The sequence below is a fragment of the Lujinxingia vulgaris genome (assembly GCF_007997015.1).
GTDB classification, from domain to species: Bacteria; Myxococcota_A; Bradymonadia; order Bradymonadales; family Bradymonadaceae; genus Lujinxingia; species Lujinxingia vulgaris.
Genome location: NZ_VOSM01000001.1, coordinates 1 through 18,503, shown reverse-complemented (window position 1 = coordinate 18,503; position 18,503 = coordinate 1). Strand labels below are relative to the sequence as shown.

General features: G+C 63.6%; 13 protein-coding genes. 4 read left to right on the top strand and 9 right to left on the bottom strand.

Annotated elements, in window-relative coordinates; all coding sequences use genetic code 11:
* Nucleotides 1–6 precede the first annotated feature (6 nt).
* The 5 genes from FRC98_RS00065 to FRC98_RS00045 form a co-directional block, all read right to left on the bottom strand.
* Nucleotides 7–1,794 carry a hypothetical protein gene (locus tag FRC98_RS00065; RefSeq protein WP_146979274.1) on the bottom strand — a complete coding sequence of 596 codons (1,788 nt, stop codon included), beginning with the start codon at nt 1,792–1,794 and terminating at the stop codon, nt 7–9.
* A 201-nt stretch (nt 1,795–1,995) separates the two neighbouring features.
* A complete protein-coding gene (locus tag FRC98_RS00060) occupies nt 1,996–3,714 on the bottom strand; it encodes a multiheme c-type cytochrome (RefSeq protein ID WP_146979273.1) in 1,719 nt (572 codons plus the stop codon).
* 8 nt (nt 3,715–3,722) lie between these two features.
* Entirely contained in the window at nt 3,723–4,484 is a 762-nt protein-coding gene (locus FRC98_RS00055; RefSeq protein ID WP_146979272.1) for a M48 family metallopeptidase, read from the bottom strand.
* 33 nt (nt 4,485–4,517) lie between these two features.
* On the bottom strand, nt 4,518–7,319 hold the full coding sequence (locus FRC98_RS00050; RefSeq protein ID WP_230467113.1) for a valine--tRNA ligase: 2,802 nt from the start codon (nt 7,317–7,319) through the stop codon (nt 4,518–4,520).
* 257 nt (nt 7,320–7,576) lie between these two features.
* Entirely contained in the window at nt 7,577–8,488 is a 912-nt protein-coding gene (locus tag FRC98_RS00045; RefSeq protein WP_230467112.1) for a response regulator, read from the bottom strand.
* Between the two features lie 409 nt (nt 8,489–8,897).
* Here FRC98_RS00045 and FRC98_RS00040 point away from each other — a divergent pair, with 409 nt between their 5' ends.
* The 3 genes from FRC98_RS00040 to FRC98_RS00030 are packed head-to-tail and all read left to right on the top strand — an operon-like array spanning nt 8,898 to nt 11,733.
* On the top strand, nt 8,898–10,226 hold the full coding sequence (locus FRC98_RS00040) for a serine/threonine-protein kinase (protein WP_146979269.1): 1,329 nt from the start codon (nt 8,898–8,900) through the stop codon (nt 10,224–10,226).
* Nucleotides 10,223–11,101, top strand: a complete 879-nt coding sequence (locus tag FRC98_RS00035) for an ATP-grasp domain-containing protein (protein ID WP_230467111.1) — start codon at nt 10,223–10,225, stop codon at nt 11,099–11,101. The genes FRC98_RS00040 and FRC98_RS00035 overlap by 4 nt, the downstream gene beginning before the upstream one ends.
* 32 nt (nt 11,102–11,133) lie before the next feature.
* A complete protein-coding gene (locus FRC98_RS00030; RefSeq protein ID WP_146979267.1) occupies nt 11,134–11,733 on the top strand; it encodes a hypothetical protein in 600 nt (199 codons plus the stop codon).
* 253 nt (nt 11,734–11,986) lie between these two features.
* On the opposite strand, the gene FRC98_RS00025 is transcribed toward FRC98_RS00030, so the two are convergent.
* Complete coding sequence (locus tag FRC98_RS00025) at nt 11,987–12,349, bottom strand: phage holin family protein (RefSeq protein ID WP_146979266.1); 363 nt, start codon at nt 12,347–12,349, stop codon at nt 11,987–11,989.
* Between the two features lie 653 nt (nt 12,350–13,002).
* A complete protein-coding gene (locus FRC98_RS00020) occupies nt 13,003–14,685 on the bottom strand; it encodes a DNA repair helicase XPB (RefSeq protein WP_146979265.1) in 1,683 nt (560 codons plus the stop codon).
* 222 nt (nt 14,686–14,907) lie between these two features.
* Here FRC98_RS00020 and FRC98_RS00015 point away from each other — a divergent pair, with 222 nt between their 5' ends.
* Nucleotides 14,908–15,708, top strand: coding sequence for a metallophosphoesterase (locus FRC98_RS00015; protein WP_146979264.1), 801 nt, complete (start codon nt 14,908–14,910; stop codon nt 15,706–15,708).
* 603 nt (nt 15,709–16,311) lie between these two features.
* On the opposite strand, the gene FRC98_RS00010 is transcribed toward FRC98_RS00015, so the two are convergent.
* Together FRC98_RS00010 and FRC98_RS00005 are read right to left on the bottom strand one after the other, a co-directional pair.
* The gene (locus tag FRC98_RS00010; RefSeq protein ID WP_230467110.1) at nt 16,312–16,740 is read right to left on the bottom strand and encodes a sporulation protein; all 429 of its coding nucleotides are present in this window, start codon (nt 16,738–16,740) and stop codon (nt 16,312–16,314) included.
* A gap of 469 nt (nt 16,741–17,209) precedes the next feature.
* Nucleotides 17,210–17,920 (bottom strand): hypothetical protein, encoded by a 711-nt coding sequence (locus FRC98_RS00005; RefSeq protein ID WP_146979262.1) that lies wholly within the window; start codon nt 17,918–17,920, stop codon nt 17,210–17,212.
* Nucleotides 17,921–18,503: the final 583 nt, after the last annotated feature.

Sequence of the window (18,503 nt, the reverse complement as noted above, 5' to 3'; positions counted from 1 at the left end):
ATCAACTCATCCGAGGCGGTAGAGCTTAAACCCGAACGCCGGGTTGGAGAGCTTCAGCCCCAGATGTTGGTCGAGCACGAAGCCGCCCAGGTTGAACTCCCCGGGGGCGAGCTCGGCGAAGTCGCAGCCGGCCAGCGTGCCCATCGCCTGGTCGTAGGCTCGCATGATCGCGGCCTCATCCAGCGCATCGATGCGCGCCTCGATCGCGTCGCGATAATGGCGGGCGTAGATATCCAGGAAGATCGCGCCGATGCTCTCCGCGCTGCCCAGCGTACGCCGGTAAATCTCCGGCATAAAACGCTCGGCGTCGACCCCGCAGACCTCGCTGGAGAAGGTGAAAAAATCATCCAGATAAGACTCCAGGCCCGTATCACCGACGGCGCGCAGCACAAAGTAGGTGGCCTTGAGGTGCTGGATGATGTGGTCGCGCGCCATCGGCTTGACCAGGTGCTCGTTGAGCAGCCGCAAAAGCGGGCGCTCATCGCGCGCGCTCACCGCTCGCCAGCGCCGGGGCGGGATCATGCCCATCAAATAGCCGCGACCGTGGGTCGACTTCACCTTCTTCGCCACCTCGCGCCAGGGCTCCACCTCGGAGGGCTCGCGGGTGTAGAGGTGCATCGCAACACCGGCGCGCTCCTGCAGCGCTGAGAAGACCTGCGGCGTGCGCGCATCGTCGTTGAGCTTCGCTGCGGCGAGCTCGGCTTTGAGCCCCTCGACCACCTCGCGGCTCAGCGGCTGACGCCGACGGATGCCCATGCGCAGGATCATATCTTCGTAGAAGATCTGACGGTCGTTGGAGATGCGCGTCTCGGCGTTGGCCGGGAAGAGCTGCAAGAGCAACTTGACCTGCCCGAAACTTCCGGCGGCAAACTTCTGCTCTACCAGGCGCGCCAGCGGATCGACGCGCTGCTCCACCCCGCGGGCCTGAGCCACGATCTGAGTCCAGAGGTCGGCGGCGACCAGCAGCTCGGCCACATCGAGTTGGCTGGAGAATGGGAGGCGATCGTTGTCGAGGAGCACCGCCAGGAGCACCCGGGCCCCGTGCAACATCTCGGGCTCATCGAGAGGCACCGGCCAGCTCACGCCCTGCTGGGCCCGCACCGGCGGCACATCGAACTCGGCGGTGTCGTCGAGCGCGCTCACAAAGCCCGCCGGCGCGTCGCCGCCCGGCGCATCCACGGCGACTTCCCCGGTCTCATCAAGGGCCATCGCTTTGGTCTCCTCATCTTCGAGGTAGACCTCGCCAACCACAGAGCTCTCATCGAGCGTCTCAAAGACCTCCGAGTCTTCCTCATCGTCGAGGTAGACCTCGCCGACCACAGAGCTCTCGTCGAGCGTCTCAAAGACCTCCGAGTCTTCCTCATCCTCGAGGTAAACCTCGCCGACCACCGAGTTCTCATCGAGCGTCTCAAAGGCCTCCGAGTCTTCGTCGCGCTCGGCCGGCCCTGAGATCGGCGGGGCCGGCGGGCCGCCCACCGGGATCGGCGGCAACGCGCTCTCCGGCGGAGGGGGCGGGTTATGACGGGGGGTCGACGCGTCGCTGAGCGGGCCTTCCAGCGCTTCAAAACGCGCAGGGAACATCGCCATCAGCGCTGCGGCCGCAATCTCGAGCACCGGATCGCTCTCGGGGTGCTGCTCCAGGCGAGCGATCACCGCCGGGCGCACTTCATCGAGGAGAAGTTCCAGGTAGGAGCGGCCGGCGGGCTGCTCGGCCATCTTCTGTAAATGAGGATGATCGATGTCCCGCGAGGGATCGCCGGTGTGCCGAAATCGTTTGAAAAGTTGCTTAAGCATAGCCGTCCCCATCCCGGGCGGGGGTTGAGCCGCGGGATGCGTACCGGGCTCTCAGATCACGTGCACCGGCAGGCCCAGATCGCACCGGCGACGCGGGCAGCGCCGGTGGATGTCGGGCTCGGCCGGGGGTCGACGTAGACCTCATTCACACCCCCGAAAAGTCCCACAATCACAGGGGTGTCGCAAGCGCTTTCCCGCCCCTCAGGGCGCGCCCGAGTAGCTATGCCCCTCACCGGTGATCTGGCGCACGTAGACATCAAAATCAAAGCGTGGCGAGTGCTCCTCGACGTGGCAGGTGGCGCAGGCCTCCTCGGTGGGCTTGCGCAGGATGTGCTGGGGCGTGCCGCTGGCGTCGAGCGGCTGCAGGCGATGCTGGGAGCCCGGCCCGTGGCAGCTCTCACAGCCGACGTTGTTCAGATCTTTGGTGAAGGTCGTGCCGCCGAGCTCGGCCTCATACGTGATCTTTCCGAGCACACTGCCCCCGGGCTTCTCCCAGCCCACCACGTGGCAACCGATGCAGCTCTGGTCGAAGGCCTTGTTACGCTCCCCCAGCGTGGCCACCGCTGAGGCGTGGTCGGTGCCCTCCCAGAAGTCGTGGGCCTGCACGTGGCAGGTCGCGCACTGCGCGGTGCCAATGTAGAAGGGCTCGCCATCTTCGACCGGAATCACCTCGCGCTCCACCTGGGCGTTAAGCCTGGCGAGGTCGGCGTTGAAGTCTTCACGGGCTTTCTTAATGGCGTCGTCCAGGCGGTAGCCCGGCTGCATATCGACGGCCTCAAAGAGGAACGCCCTCCCCTGCTCGGGGATCTCAAAGCCCTCGCGCTCCAGGCGCGCGAGCTCGTCTTTGAGACCGTCGACCCGCTCCTGGAGTCGCTTACGCAGCGGGGTCTCCTCGCCGCCGGTGCGCACATCGAGCAGGCTGATGTTTCCCTCCACATGTTCGATCTGGGTGCGCAGCGCCTCGCGCTCCTCGGCGCTGGCGGAGCGCGCGTCGACAAAGTCGCCCTCGGCATCCGGCCCGTAGAGTTTGAGCCGGCCCACGTAGCGCCCCTGGTCGTAGGCTTCGAGCAGGAAGGTGTCCTCGTCGAGCGCCACCGCGTCGACGCGTTTTTCGGGGTTGTGCCCCTGGATCACAAAATCGATGCCGGCCAAATCCGCAAGCTCATCGGCGCGCTCGGGCGATCCCTGGTAGACAAGCACGGTGGCGTCAACCTCGGGAAGTTGGCTCAGCGCCTGACGCAGCGCCGCCTCCTCATCGCGCGCTTCAACCTGGTAGACCTCCTCGACGAGCGCAGGCTGGGTCAGCCCCACAAAGCCCACCGTCCACTCACCGAGCTCGGCCACGTGGGTCGCCTTCGGGGTCGTCTCATGCAATGTGAGGTTGGCGGAGAGCGGGACCATGCCGGCCAGGTTCATCTTCTCCAGATAAAAGTCCACACCGAGCGCCAGATCGCGGGGGCCGGGCACCGAGAAGAGCGTGCCCATCGACTTATGCGCTGCGGCCAGCACATCGGCCTTGGCGCGCTCCTGGGGCTCCATATGCGGCTCGATGCTCGCGTATTCAAAGAGCCAGTCGCCGCCGTCGATCATCAAGGTGTCGGGGTGCAGGGCGCGGGAGTCTTCCACAAAAGCGGTGATGCGATCGATGCCGCCGAGCAGCACATCGGCGGTGCAGCCGCAGGGCTCGGTGTAACCTTTGAGCCCGGTCGTAAAGTAAATCGCCGGGGCCTTCGGCCCCAGAGCGGAGGGCTCGATCAGCTCCACCGGATCTTCCTGCTCGGTGATGGTCTCCTCCTCGGGGACCTCGGCCTCCTCGCCGCTCTGCGAGCCATCTTCCGGAGGGGTGTCGCGCTCACAGGCCCCCAGAAGCGCGGTGGTCGAGAGGAGCGCGCAGAGCGCAAAACGGGCGGGAAGTTCCATCGTCACCATCATCGGTCCAGAAGTCGGGGCAGGTTATGTTGTTCCCAGGCCATGGCCTCGGCGTAGCGCGGAAAACGCGCCTCCATCTCGCGAAAGCGCGGGGTGTGCACCACGCGCCGGGTCGCCGTTTGCCGGGGCGGAAAGAGCGCGTGGAGCAGCTCATGGTACACCACAAACTCCACAAAATAATCCGGCACCCAGGCCTGATCGAGCACCGGATGAATGCGGATCATGCGCCGATCGAAGTCGAAACTGCCGAATCGAATCGACCTCCTCCCGCGTCCGTAGCGCCCCCAGGTGATCACGATGTCGGCGAGTTCTTCGACCGGGAAGCGCGCGCGCCAGCGATCGAGCATTGCCTGCAGGTCGTGGACGCGGCCGCGTGCCTGAAGCTGATCTTCATCAACCTCAAAGCGGATCGTGTCGCGGTTGCGCGAGATGTAGTCGCGAATGGTAGCGCGGGCCTCATTGAGGCCTTCGGCGCGCAGGGCCAACCGGGCCAGCGCATCGATGACCTCGGCCTCACAGCCCACAAACATGTGGTGGGCGCGAAGTTCAATGCGCGTGCCCATGCGGCGCGCGCTGACCATGCGGCGGCGGTTATCGGTGAGCACGAGCACCACCGCGCCCAGGCGCGCTTCGAGCGCCTTATGCAGCGCCTGAGCCTCAGGTACCGAGAGGTGCAGCCCGGCGGGCAGCTCGCCAAGGACGAGCTGCCCGCGCCGGGGGCGACCACCATTTTTATCCTTCCATAGATTCTGCTGCGACATCCCTGACTCGCACGCGCTTGCTCCGGAGTGAACTCAGGCCTGGTTGGAGGCGGCCAGCGCCTCAATCTCGGCCAGGCTCTTCTCTAACGTCGCGAGCTCCTCCTGGTATGCCGCCAACTTCTCGCGTTCTTTGGCGACGATCGCCTCGGGCGCCTTGGCCACGAACTTCTCGTTGCCGAGTTTTTTGGAGACAAAGGCGATGTCGTCGCGCACCCGGTCGAGCTCTTTGGAGATGCGCGCGCGCTCCTCCTCAATGTCGATAAGGCCGGCCAGCGGAATGCGGATGTCGACGCCGGCAGCCACCGCGGTGGCCGCAGCGCTGAGCGCGTTGCCTTCTTCGCGACCCACCACACGCACCGCGTCGACGCGGGCCTGGCGCTGAATATACGCCGCACCGGCCTCGATGAGGCGGGCCTGCTCGGCGTCTTCGGTCACGAAATAAACGTCTTCGATGGTCTGACCCGGCTTAACATTGGTCTCGCCACGAATCGCGCGAATGGCGGTGATAAGCTCGATGAGCGTCTCCATCGAGGCGCGCTCATCAGCAAAGGCCAGCTCCGGCCGCACCTTCGGCCAGGTGCTCACCATCACGCTCTCGGGCCCACCTTCACCGCGCGGAAGCGACTGCCAGATATCTTCGGTGATGTAGGGGGCGATCGGGTGCATCAGTCGCAGGATCACATCCAGCGTGTACAGCAGCACCCCACGGGTGGCGTTGCCGCGAGCGGCGAACTCCTCGCCATCCTCATATAGGGTGGGCTTGATGAGCTCGATGTACCAGTCGCAGAAGGCGCCCCACACAAAGTGGTAAAGCTCCTGGGCAGCCTCGTTGAAGCGGAAGCCCTCGAGCGCGTTCTCCACGGTCTCAATCGTGTCGTTGAGGCGCGCGAGGATCCACTTATCAGCGGTGGAGATGGCCGAGAGGTCGAAAGGCGCCTCGCCATCTTGCCAGTCCCCATCGAAGGTGGTGTAGGCGGCGGGCTCGAAGTCTTTGAGGTTCATCAGCGCAAAACGCGCCCCGTTCCACAACTTGTTGAGGAAGGCGCGGTAGCCCTCGATGCGCTTGATGTCGAGCTTCACGTCGCGGCCCTGAGCCGCATAGATCGCCAGGGTGAAGCGCAGCGCGTCGGCCCCCTGCGGATCGACGCCCTCGGGGTACTGACGCAGGAGCTCGGCGTGAATCGTCGGGTCGAGCTCCTCGGCCTTCGCTCCGTAGATCATATGCAGCGGGTCGATGACATTGCCGCTGGTCTTCGACATCTTGCGGCCTTCGGCATCGCGCACCATCGCGTGCAAAAAGACCTTCTCGAAGGGAACTTCACCCATGAAGTGAATGCCCATCATCATCATGCGGGCGACCCAGAAAAACAGAATATCGAAGCCGGTTTCGAGCACCTGAGTCGTATAGAATTTTTCGAGCTCCGGGGTCTTCTCCGGCCAGCCCAGCGTGGAGAAGGGCCAGAGCGCGCTGGAGAACCAGGTGTCGAGCACGTCTTCGTCGCGCTTGATGTTCGAGCTGCCGCAGGCGGTGCAGGTGGTCGGGTCATGGCGAGTGACGATGACCTCGTCGCACTCCTGGCAGTACCAGGCCGGGATCTGGTGGCCCCACCACAGCTGGCGGCTGATGCACCAGTCGCGGATGTTGTACATGAAGTGGTCATAGGTCTTCTTCCAGACCTCGGGGATGATCTCGGTCTGACCGCTCTCCACGGCCTCGATCGCCGGGTCGGCCAGGGGCTTGCCCTTGACGAACCACTGCAACATCGGGAGCGGCTCGACAATCACGCCGGTGCGCGAGCTTCGGCCCGGCGCAAAGGGACGATCTTCGATCTTCTCAAGCAGTCCCAGCTCCTCAAAACGCTGGATGACGAGCTTGCGCACCTCATAGCGGTCCAGCCCCACGAAGTCTTCGGGAGCCGGCGAGATCATCTTCGCGTCGAAGCCGATGACCTGAATCAGCTCCAGATCGTGGCGCTTGCCGCACTCAAAGTCGTTGGGGTCGTGGGCCGGGGTAACTTTGACGGCGCCGGTGCCCTTCTCCGGGTCGGGGAGCACGGTGTCGGCGATGATGGGGATCTGACGGCCGACGATGGGAAGATCGATCATCTTGCCGATCATCGAGGCGTAGCGCTCATCGTCAGGGTGCACGGCCACGGCGGTGTCGCCGAGCATCGTCTCGGGGCGCGTGGTTCCGACCACGATATGACCGGAGCCGTCGGCCAGCGGGTAGCGCATGTACCAGAACTTGCCGGGCTCCTCTTCGCGATCGACCTCCAGATCCGAGAGCACCGTCTGACCCACCGGATCCCAGTCGACCATGCGCTCGGCGCGGTAGATAAGGCCCTGCTCAAAGAGGGTCACAAAGGCCTCACGCACCGCCTTGCTCAGGCCCTCATCGAGGGTAAAACGCTCGCGATCCCAGTCGCAGGAGGCGCCCATATGCTTGAGCTGATCGATGATGCGGCCGCCGTGCTCACGCTTCCAATCCCAGACCCGCTCGATAAAGGCCTCACGACCCAGCTCGTGGCGATCGGTGCCCTCTTTCGCCAGCTGGCGCTCGACCATGACCTGGGTGGCGATGCCGGCGTGGTCGGTTCCCGGAAGCCAGAGCGCCTCGTAGCCCTGCATGCGCTTCCAGCGGATGAGCAGGTCCTGCAGCGTCACAAAGAGGGCGTGGCCCATGTGCAGGCTGCCGGTGACGTTGGGCGGCGGGATCATGATCGTGTAGGGCGGCTTTTCGCTCGTAGCGTCGGCCTTAAAGAAGCCCTTCTCGGTCCAGAACTCGTACCAGTCGGATTCCACCCGGGTCGGGTCGTAGGTCTCATCGACTTTCATGAAGCGCACTCACTGGCTGTGGAAATTCGTTCACATTAACGGTGGTCAATTCTTGGCGTTCTCTTCTTAGTCGCAGCCCGGGCGTCCAGCAAGGGAGAGCGCTGAGACTTTCGCCCGGCAAGCGCCGAGGCCTGAGAAGTTGGCCGGGGATGCGCCGCTGAGCCGATCGGGCTCGGCGGCGCGCGGCGCAAAAAAAAGGCCCGAGGCTCTCTCAAGCCTCGGGCCGAATGCGTCGCCAGAAGCGGCAGTCGCCTGCCTTACTCCTCGCTGAGCAGTCGCTCGAGCTCCATGCGTACCTGGCGGGTGATCCGCTCGGAGAGCTGGGCGTCGAGGGTCTCCTGGATCTTGTCGTCGCTGTGCTGAAGGAGCTTCGGGAGCACCTTCTGCTGAAAAACCTCGCCCATGACGTTACGCAGAAGTCCGGGGAGCTCATCGCGCACCGCGTTCTTGACCTCTTCGCGGATGAAGTTCTCGATCTCGGCGCGGCCCATCGGCAGCGCGCTCACGCCCGAGCCGGACGCTGCACCGGGCATCGGCGTGGAGGCCGGCGAGGGCTGGCGGGAGGAGGCGTTGACATCGGGGGTGGCGATGCGCGGCTGGCTCCCGGAGGGAATGCGCGGCTGACTGCCGGAGGGAGTGCGCGGCGGGGTGGCCGAGGGAATGCGCGGCTGGCTGCCGGCGCTCATCGGCTGACGCTGCGGGGCGGCCGGAGGCATCGGCGTGGCGTCGGGCTGAGCAAAAGTGCGCGCCGGCGCCTGAGGCACCGCGGCCTGTTGCACGGGTGCCTGCGGCGGGGCCGGGGCCGGCTGGCTGATCGCCTGATCGATGGCCTTGATCAGGTCATCGGTCTTAAAGGGCTTCATCACCACCTGGGAGGCACCGCAGTCGCGGGCCATCTGGGCGTCGAAGCTCTTATAACCACCGCCGAGCATGATGACCGGGATGGCGCTGGTAGCCGCGTTATTCTTAAGCGCGCGACAGACATCGTAACCGCTGCCGTCGGGCATGTAGTAATCGAGCAAGATCACCGAGGGACGCTGCTGCGCCGCCTCCACGGCTTCGCGCGCGCTCCCGACACCGACGACGTCGTAGGTCGAAGCTTTAAGCGCCATCTGGACCACTTTACGGATCGTGCGGCTGTCATCGGCGACGAGGACCGTCTGGCTCATGCAATCTCCTTCCAGGACGCTGAAAACTCGCGGACTTTCGCCCGGACCAGCTTCTTTCTTACTACGGTCATAAGGGTGACGCCAGTAAAGAGCTGTGGACCACATCTCTTTTGACGCCGGCATCCCGACATCGGGGCCTGCGCGAGGCTGACGACCTGCGGTACAGGGGGCGGATCTACCGCCACGATCGCTAACACGCGCCGGCGCGAGGGGTCAAGGCGGCCAGCAGGCCGGCCTCGCCAGCCCGGCAGGTGCCATGCTGAAGGGGCGCGGTCGGTTGACGCAGCGCATAATCGAGCTTGAAAGGCCCGCCGGCGAGCGCCATCATAGAGTGCTGGCGAGCCCGGGGGCGTCCTGACCCCTGTGGTGCCGTCGCCTTCCTCTCTTCTGCTCTATCGCCCGGTTCGCGATGACACCCCCTCAATCCCTGAGTCCCGGCGCGGTCCTTGCCGATCGCTTCGCCATTGAAGATCGCCTGGGCGCGGGCGGCTATGGCGAGGTATACGCCGCGCGCGACAGTCATGGCCCGCGTCAGGTTGCGCTGAAGATCCTGCACCACGAAGCCACCGCCAACGACCCGCGCGCGGTGGTGCGCATGCGTCAGGAGGCCGAGTTTCTGCGCGCGATCGACCATCCCCATATCGTGCGGGTCTTTGAGGTTGGCCACGACCCGGAGTACGGGGAGTTTCTGGTCATGGAGCGCGTGAAAGGCAAGGGGCTCCACGAGCTCATCGCCGAGCACGGGACGCTGCCCTCGGAGCGGGTGTTGCGCATCGGCACGCAGCTCTTGAGTGCGCTCGATGCCTCCCACACCGTGGGGATTCTGCATCGCGATCTCAAACCCGAAAATATTCTCATTGGTCAGGACGCCGCCGGCGAAGATCAGCTGAAACTGGTGGACTTCGGCATCGCCAAGGGCTCCAGCATCCTCAACGCGGAGCCCGACGAGGGGGTCACGCTGGTGAAGACGCGCGTCAACAGCTTCGTGGGCACCTCCCGCTACGCCGCGCCGGAGATGGTGGTCGGCGACCCGCTGGAGCCCAGCGCGGATATCTTCTGCGTGGGGCTTGTGCTTTTTGAGGCGCTCACGGGTAAGGGGCTGGTCAAAGGCACAACGCGCAATGAGTTGATGCACGAGCTGGTGTTCCCGCGACCTTTCGACCTCTCGGCCGCGCCCGATATCTGGCGGCCCTGGTTGGAGAAGGCGCTGGAGAAGTCGCCCTCGCGACGTTTTCAGAGCTGTGAGGAGGCGTTGGAGGCGCTGGCCGAGAGTTTTGGTTCGCTTGAGACGATCCTGCCTGATGAGGCATCGATCACCCTGGAGCCCGCGCTGGAGCTGGCCAATGACGATGCCCTCACGCGTTCTCTGGAGGCACCGGCACGCTCGCTCTTCTCGGACGACGCGCTCAGCGCGACCTTTCCGCGGGCAACGAGCGCCGAGCCGGGAGACTCTCCCCTGCCCAAAGCCACGCCCCTTCCGCCGGAGCTCGACCCGGAGGAGATCGCCGAGACCAACCAGTGGGAGTCGCTGGACATTGACTACGCCGCCCTGGCCGAGCGTCGCCAGCGTGCCGAGACGCCCCGGGCGCATCAGCCGCCATCGGCGCTGACACCGCCGCCGAGCAACACCCCACGCGCGCAGGGTTTTGGCGCGATGACCTTTATCTCGGTGGCGCTGCTGACCTTTCTGATTGTCCTGGCGATCTTCTTCGCCCTGAGCTCGGGAGGCCCGCTGTGAAGCTGGCGTTGATCTCCACCAATCGCAACCTCTACTCCACTCGCCGCCTGTGGGAAGCCGCCCGAAAGGCCGGTCACGACGTGCGTTTTCTGCACCCGCGTCGATGCACCACCGGGGTCGACCTCAAAGGGACGCTGATCAGCACCGAAGGGTTGCGCATGGAGGGATTTGACGCGGCGATTCCGCGTTTCGGGGCCTCGCAGACCCGCGCCGGGCTTGTGCTCCTCGATCTTCTTCAGGCCCGCGGTGTGGTCACACTCAATACGAGCGCGGCGATCGAGCGCTGCCGCGATAAGCTGCGCTCGATTCAACATCTGGCGATCGCTGGCCTGCCCGTGCCACCGACGGTGAGCCTCTACCACGCCGAGCGACTCGAAGAGACCGTCGACCAGCTCGGCGGGCTTCCCATCATCATCAAGCTCATCAAGGGCTCCCACGGGGTGGGCGTGATCCGCTGCGACACCATTGAAGCGTTGCGCTCGACGGTGGAGACGCTGTGGTCGCTCAACGAGGAGGTGCTCCTGCAGCGCTACATCGGGGAGAGCGCAGGCAAAGATCTGCGCGTCTTCGTGGTGGCCGGCGAGGTGGTGGGGGCGATGGAACGCCACGCGGCGCCGGGGGAGTTTCGGGCGAACCTGCATCGCGGCGGCTCGGCACGCGCCGTTGACTTAAGCGCTGAGCTGCGCGAGATCGCCCTGGGCGCAACCAACACGCTGGGCCTGGGCATCGCCGGCGTCGATCTTCTGATGAGCGCCGACGGCCCCCTGATTCTCGAGGTCAACGCATCGCCCGGCCTTGAAGGCATTGAGGGCGCGACCGGCAAAGACATCGCCCGCCAGATCATCCGCGCGACCACCGCGCTGACCTCCAGCTAAGCCTTACGCCCCACCCTTCCATCGAGTTTACGATGTCTCTTCGCACCCCGCTCCACCTTCGCAGCCACGCCATCTCGCTGCTGCTGATCGTCTCCGTCCTTCTTCTCGCGGTCGGCTGCAAAAACGCACGCCTGGCCCCGCCGCTGACCGACGAGGAGATCGCCGAGTACACCGAGGGTCAACCCAAGGTCTTCGTGCCCCGCGGCGGCGCGCTGGGGTTCGACCAGTTCGAGGCCCTGCACCTGGGCATGGCGCAGGACGAGGCCATGGCCGAACTGGAGCGCATCTGCGGCAAACTTGAGGTCTACGAGGGGGGCTGGCGCCATAAAGACGCCAGCTTCCACGGCTGCGTACTCGAAAACGAAGACGGCAGCCAGACGGTGATTCGGGGCGGCTTCTGGCCCTTTAATGACAACCGCCTATCCACCCTGGAATTGAAGTCGCGCAACCTCTCCCCTGGCCTGGTGCGAGCGCGCTTCGCGCAGGTTGCAGGCCCCCTGGAAGAGGATCTTCCGCGGCGAGGCACACTGATGATGGCATCCGATCGCTACCGACTTTTTGCGAACTGGGATGATGGCGGCCAGGGGCCCACCCACCTGACGATTGGCTACCAGCCCGATCTTTTCGAATAAGCGTCACCAGGTGCCGACTCCCGGCGCATGCGAGCGCGTCGTGAACCGCCCCCGGTATATTGTCGAAACAGTGGGCGCCGAAAAATGACCCTGGGTCACTCGAAAAATGACCCTGGGTCACCCAAAAAATGACCCTGGGTCACTCGAAAAATGACCCTGGGTCACGCGTCCTTTGCGAATATCACCCCACACAAAAAGACCGCCGGCTGGTAAACCGGCGGTCTTTTTGCGGCCTGTCACTCGTTATCGCGCGTTAGCCGATCCCCACCGCGCGAATGCCCCATTCGGCCAGGGAGCCCGCCGCCGACATAACCAGCGCGGCAACCAGCGCCCAACCGAATCCGTCGATCTTGATGGAGTCGCTCATCGCGTCGACGAGTTTTAGAATAATGGCGTTGATGATCCACCGGGTGATGAAGGCCAAAAGTACCGCCAGCCCCAGTGTGGCGATGGCGAAGACCGTAAAGAAGAGCCAGCCCAGCAAAAAGTTAAGCACACCGAAGAGCGCCGCGACGAGAATCGCGCTGCCGAAGCCCTTGATATGCACGCCGGGCAGGATCAGGGCCGTCAACCAGACCGCGATCGTCAACACCAGCCACGAGAGCAGAATACCCATCTTGACCTCCTTCTACGTCGTTAAAGTGAACCCGAGCGCGCGCCTCTTCAGGCCCCCCGCCGGACGTGCTCAAGTGATGCAAACATCACCACTATTCAGGCAGATTCAAGATGCCCCCCTGTAACGCTTCGTCACCGCCGAGAGGTGACCTACGGTCGACTTTTGAGTGACCCTGGGTCGACTTTTGAGTGACCCTGGGTCGACTTTTGAGTGACCCTGGGTCGGCCTTTTGGCCCCCATCGTCTCGCGACTTTTGGGTGACCCTGGGTCGACTTTTGGGTGACCCTGGGTCAGCTTTCGGGTGACCCTGGGTTAGCTCTCGGCACCCATCGTCTCGCGGCTTTTGGGTGACCCTGGGTTAGCTCTCGGCACCCATCGTCTCGCGGCTTTTGGGTGACCCTGGGTCGGCTTTTGGCACCCATCGTCTCGCGACTTTTGGGTGACCCTGGGTCGGCTATCCAGGTGACCCTGGGTCGACTTTTGAGTGACCCTGGGTCGGCTTTTGGCACCCATTGTTCCGCGACTTTTGGGTGACCCTGGGTCAGCTCCCGGCGCCCATCGTCTCGCGGCTTTTGGGTGACCCTGGGTCGGCTTTCGGGTGATTTTTGGTCGGCTTTTGGCTGACCCTGGGTCAATTTTCGGGTGACCCTGGCTCAGCTCCCGGCACCCACCGTCTCGATGGTGTAGCGGTAGCCCTGCTCGGTCAAAAAGAGCTGACGCTTGTTGGCGTACTCCTGCTCCGTGGTATCGCGGGTGACCACCGAGTAGAAATGCGCCTCGTTGACGCCCTCTTTCGGCCGAAGCACGCGGCCCAGGCGCTGGGCTTCTTCCTGGCGACTTCCAAAAGTGCCCGAGACCTGGATGGCCACCGAAGCATCAGGAAGATCGACGGCGAAGTTGGCCACCTTGCTCACCACCAGCACGGGCACCTCGCCGGTGCGGAACTTATCGTAAAGCTCCTCGCGCTGCGGCTGCGGCGTGCGACCGGTAATGATGGGCGCGTCGAGGCGCTCGCTGATCTGATCGAGCTGGTCGAGGTACTGACCGATAATCAGGGTCTGCTCGCCCTTATGCTTCTCCAGGAGCGTGTCGAGGACCTTGAGCTTGGCCGGGTTGGTGGCGGCGATCTTGTACTTCTGGCGCTGCTCAGCGAGCGCGTAGGCCATGCGGAGCTCGTCGTCTTCGAACTCTACGCGGATTTCAGCGCACTCGGCGGTGGCGATGAAGCCCTTCTTCTCGAGCACGCGCCAGGGCACGTCGTACTTCTTGGGGCCGATGAGGCTGAAGACCTCTTCTTCTTTGCCGTCCTCGCGCACCAGCGTCGCAGTGAGACCCAGGCGGCGGCGGCTCTGCAGGTTGGCCACCGCGCGGAAGACCGGCGCCGGCAGAAGGTGGACCTCATCGTAGACGATCAGGCCCCAGTTGGCCTGATTGAAGACGTCGAAGTGCACGAAATCGCTGTTCTTATTCTTACGGTAGGTCAGGATCTGATAGGTCGTGATCGTGATCGGCTTGATCTCTTTGATCTCACCGGAGTACTCGCCGACAAGCTCGGGATCGATGTCGGTCTTGTCGATGATCTCGTCACGCCACTGGCGCAGCGCGGTGATGTTGGTGGTGAGGATCAAGGTCTGCGCACCGACGGCCTCCATCGCGCCGAGGGCGACGATGGTCTTGCCGGCGCCGCAGGGGAGCACGATGGCGCCGCTGCCGCCCTTGACGGTGCCGCCCGCCCAGAAGGCTCCAACCGCCTCGCGCTGATAGTCGCGAAGACCAAAATCTTTACCCCCGACGGTGACATCGCGAAGCGCCACATCCAGGGGCTCGCCCTCAACGTATCCGGCGAGGTCTTCGACCGGGTAGCCCACGCGGATGAGGGCGTGCTTGATGACGCCGCGCTGATCCTTGACGACCCGAAAACGCGTGGGGCTGACGCGCCCGAGCAGGTAGGGTTTGACGGTGCGCTGGCGGCTGATCTCTTCGAGCAGCGCGTCGTCCTCGCTCTCCAGGAAGAGCTCATCATCTTCGCCGACGAGCTTGAGACGCCCGTAGCGGCTCATAAAGTCGTCGATGTCCGCCAGGAGGTTCGAGGGCAGCGGGTACTTGCTGTACTCGGCGAGCTTGCCCTTGATACCCTCGGGCTCATAGCCGAGCGCGGCGGCGTTCCACAGGGAGAGCGGCGAGACGCGGTAAGTGTGGATATGCTCCGGCGATTTGACGAGCTCGGCGAAGATGGAGAGCGCGTCGCGGGCCTCTTCGAACTTATCGTTCGCCGTCTCCAGCAGGACTGTGCGGTCGGATTGAACGATGAGCGGATTATTCGGATCGTACGACATAGACCGTCGGGGCAAAGAGCGGATGAGCGGGCAGCGAAATCTTCGGGTGGAGCACCGGGTTGTTGCCTTATTGAGGGCCGTAAAAGATGGCAACGCCCTCGGAGTGCAGCGGGCAACTTAGGCACGCCGCGCCCTTAGCACAACCGCCAAACGAACGGAACCACCTCGGGCGGCATTCCCCCGGAGCTTGCACATGACCTCCCCCCTGATGAGCCTCACGCGATGATCAACCCGCTGAAGTCGATCGAGATCAACCGCTACCGCCTCTGGCACCCGAAGGTTTCCCCCGCCCAGCAGGGCTATCGCATCGCGCAGATCAGCGACGTGCACCTGGGGCGCTGGGTCAAGCCAAGGCATATGGCGCAGGTGGTGGACTATGTGAACCGCCAGGCGCCGCACCTCGTCGCGCTCACCGGCGACTACGTGGGCTACAGCCGCCACGATCTGATGCCGGCGGTGGAGACTCTGGCCGGACTCGACGCGCCCACCTACGCGGTGCTGGGAAACCACGACCACTGGACCTGCACCGACACCGCCCACGAGGCGTTCTCGCGCTTCAACATCCCGCTGCTCGTCAACGAGAACCGCATCATCGAGAGCGCGATGGGGCCGATTGAACTTGTCGGCGTCGACGATCACGTCACCCAACGATCCGACGTCGACCAGGCCTTCTCGGCCATCGACGGGTCGCCTTTCTGTCTGACGCTGAACCACGTGCCCTCGCTGGCCCCGGCGCTGGCCGCGCGAGGCGCTCACCTGATCTTGAGCGGGCACACCCACGGCTACCAGTTCAACATTCCCGGGGTCACCCACCGCATCGCTCAGAAGTTGGGGGCGCGCTACCATGTGGGGGCGTATTATCTCGACGGAGCCTACCTCTATATCAACCGCGGGTTAGGCTCGGCCTCCTGGCCCTGGCGCATCGGGGCAGCGCCGGAGCTGACATTTTTTGAGCTGGCGCATGCCAGCCGCCCGCGTCTGGAGTTGATGCAGACGGAGACGATCGGGGTTAACCATCGTTGAGAGGAGGGACGGCCGCGGGTGGGGTTTGCGGTGACCTACGGTCGCGTTTTCGCTGACCCACGGTCGATTTCTCAATGACACGTTTTCATACGAGTACGTGCGTTTTTCACCGTGAATCGGCAGTTGGCCTCTGGAGACTCCCCGGCCAGCGATGATGATCGCTCTCTTTCAGCGAAGTTCACAGAAGTAAGAGCGAAAAGGGCTCGAGCTCGGGTCGTCTCAGCAGCGTCGAACGCGATGGTTTTCACGTCGTTCGTCGGTCGTTTTCACGGTACACAAAGTCGACCGTGGGTCGGTCTCACAATGACCGTGGGTCGGTCTCACAATGACCGTGGGTCGGTCTCACAATGACCGTGGGTCGGTCTCACAATGACCGTGAGTCGGTCTCAAAGCTACCCACGGTCGCACGAAACCGTGTAACCATGCGATGATTCGCCATCCAGTGGCATGCGCATGGGCGATAGCAAGTTGACGCAGGAGTCACCACGAGGGTTGAGCAACACGCGCGCGCCACTCTCTAGCTAGGCACCGCCTTTTCACGACGTGCACCATGCCGGGGCGCAGCGCCCCTCCCCCTTCAAAAGCTCAGCGCATTCGCCGCAGTCAGCCGCCGACAACCTCGAAGCTGGCTTCGGCTCGTGGATCGACGCTGCGGTCGACCACCGCCTGCGCACGGAGGCTCCAGGTTGCCCCGTCTTCGCTCAACACAGCGTCTTCGGGGATGAGCACCTCGATAGGCACCACAAACTCATGGCCGCCAGGAAGGTGGGTATTGTGGGCGACCTCGGCACGCTGGTCATAGTCGAGCCACTTGCCTTCGCGCTGAACCTGGCCGCGTAAGCTGATGGTGATATGCGTGAGTTCACGCTCCCCTGACTCCGGAGAGCGAACACGGGCCTCGGCGTGAATGGCCTCTCCGGGACGGACCTGGGCCTCCTCCACCTCAAGCAAGAACTCCAGATCACTGCCGGTGATCTTGTTGAGTCGGGTTCCCAGAAAACGAAGCGTCTCACTGAGCTTGATCTTTGCCACGTCTATCTCCTGCGCGCAGAAAGCGCGACCACAGCGGAGCTCCGCCACCATCATCCAATGATCACCATGTGGGTGGTAGCACAGCCGGCCGAGCCCTTCCAAGCCCGGCGCGCAGAGCATCGGATAGCGTGGTCATAAAGGGGGTAGTCACGAGGGTAGATTCCATCGCCCCACACCGCAAGGATTGCCAGATTGCGCACGTTGTCACGTCTGCTCTGCGACTCGGTGAGCATTGACGCGCCGCAATATCTCAGAACGTCGACCGACCGTCGGTCGAGCGCGAAACGACCCTGGGTCAGTCTTCGTGCTCGCAAAGTGACCCTGGGTCAAACTTCGAGGGGGCAGACTTCAACGCCCCTCGAGTTGATTGCTCCGCCCGGTTTTGGCTAGATCGTACCCAACCCGAATCATAGATATCGCGCTTGGGGCCTGCCTATAGCTCGGCGACAGGACTTCAACGAGCGGACCATCAGGGCGTCGGTCCGACGTAATCATTATTGCGCTTAAAAGTCACCTGGGCGCCTTTGCCCAACTCAAGGCGAATACCCTGAGCCATACGCCCGTGACAGTCCAGCCCATTGAGTCGTATCGCTTCATCAAAACGATCGAACTCACATCGGTAGCGCCCCGGTGGCATCACAAGGTTGACGTTACCCTCGTCGATTCTCACGACCAGCAGCTGGGGCCTATCCGCCATGATCACGTCAACGCGGCCTCGTCCAAGCTCTAACTCCACATGACGGGCGGTAAGGTGCTTTCCGATAATCGAGCCCTCTTCCACCGAAGCGCGCACCTCTGAGCCCAGGTGGTATAGTCCCAGATCGCCCTGCTGCATCGCCACATCCACCCGCGTAGACTTCGCAAGCGCCAGGTCATAGCGAGCTCGACACTCACCCGCGCGCTGACAACTCGCGACGATATCGATGCGCTCGCCGTCCTGCGCCTCTCCAAGTTCGCGGTAGGCGTCGCCTGATTGCGTCCATCGGTCAATAACCGCCCCCCGGGTCTGATCGGAGCCAAAAACATGAACCTCGTTGCGCTCCACATGCACCGCTACCTGCGAGACGCGGCTTTCAAAGACGCGGCGGGCCATCTCCTCATGCTCATCTCCACACCCCATCGACGCCAGCAACGTCGCGCACATAAGTCCGCCCCTGGCCAACCATTGCACCTGTCGCATCACATCCCCCCGGTAGTGACGGTCCTCCCGTCGAAGCCTGAAGCCGTACGACACGCAACGAAGGATCATGTAGCAATGTCGCACCCTACGTACTGAAATATGAACGCGCCAGCGGCCGAGACCATGGACTAGCTGCACGCACGCGGACGTTAGCGCTTCTTCCTGAACGCCCCCGACGTAGAAACGTTCTCGAATCAGTATGGCGCAACGGTGAGGCTTGTAAACCAACGAAACAACGACCCGAAACATCCGAAACATCGCGAAACATCGACCGACCCACGGTCACCCGCACGATGACCGTGGGTCACCTACACAACGGCCGACGGTCGCTCAAAAGCCACAAACTACGCGGTGATCAAGACGTTCACCCGTGAACACGTTCATCACAAACGTGCCAATCTGCGATTGATTTTCGTCGGAAAAGGAAGGGGAAACTCGCCCGGCACCACCCTCAACTCCAAACAGGCACATTCGACGCCCCAAGTTCACCACTCGAGGTATGCCGCCCCCCCCTCACCGGCGCATATGCGACCGGTTTCAACGCCCGAGCGCCGGACACCAAACAGAGCTCGGCCCTCACACG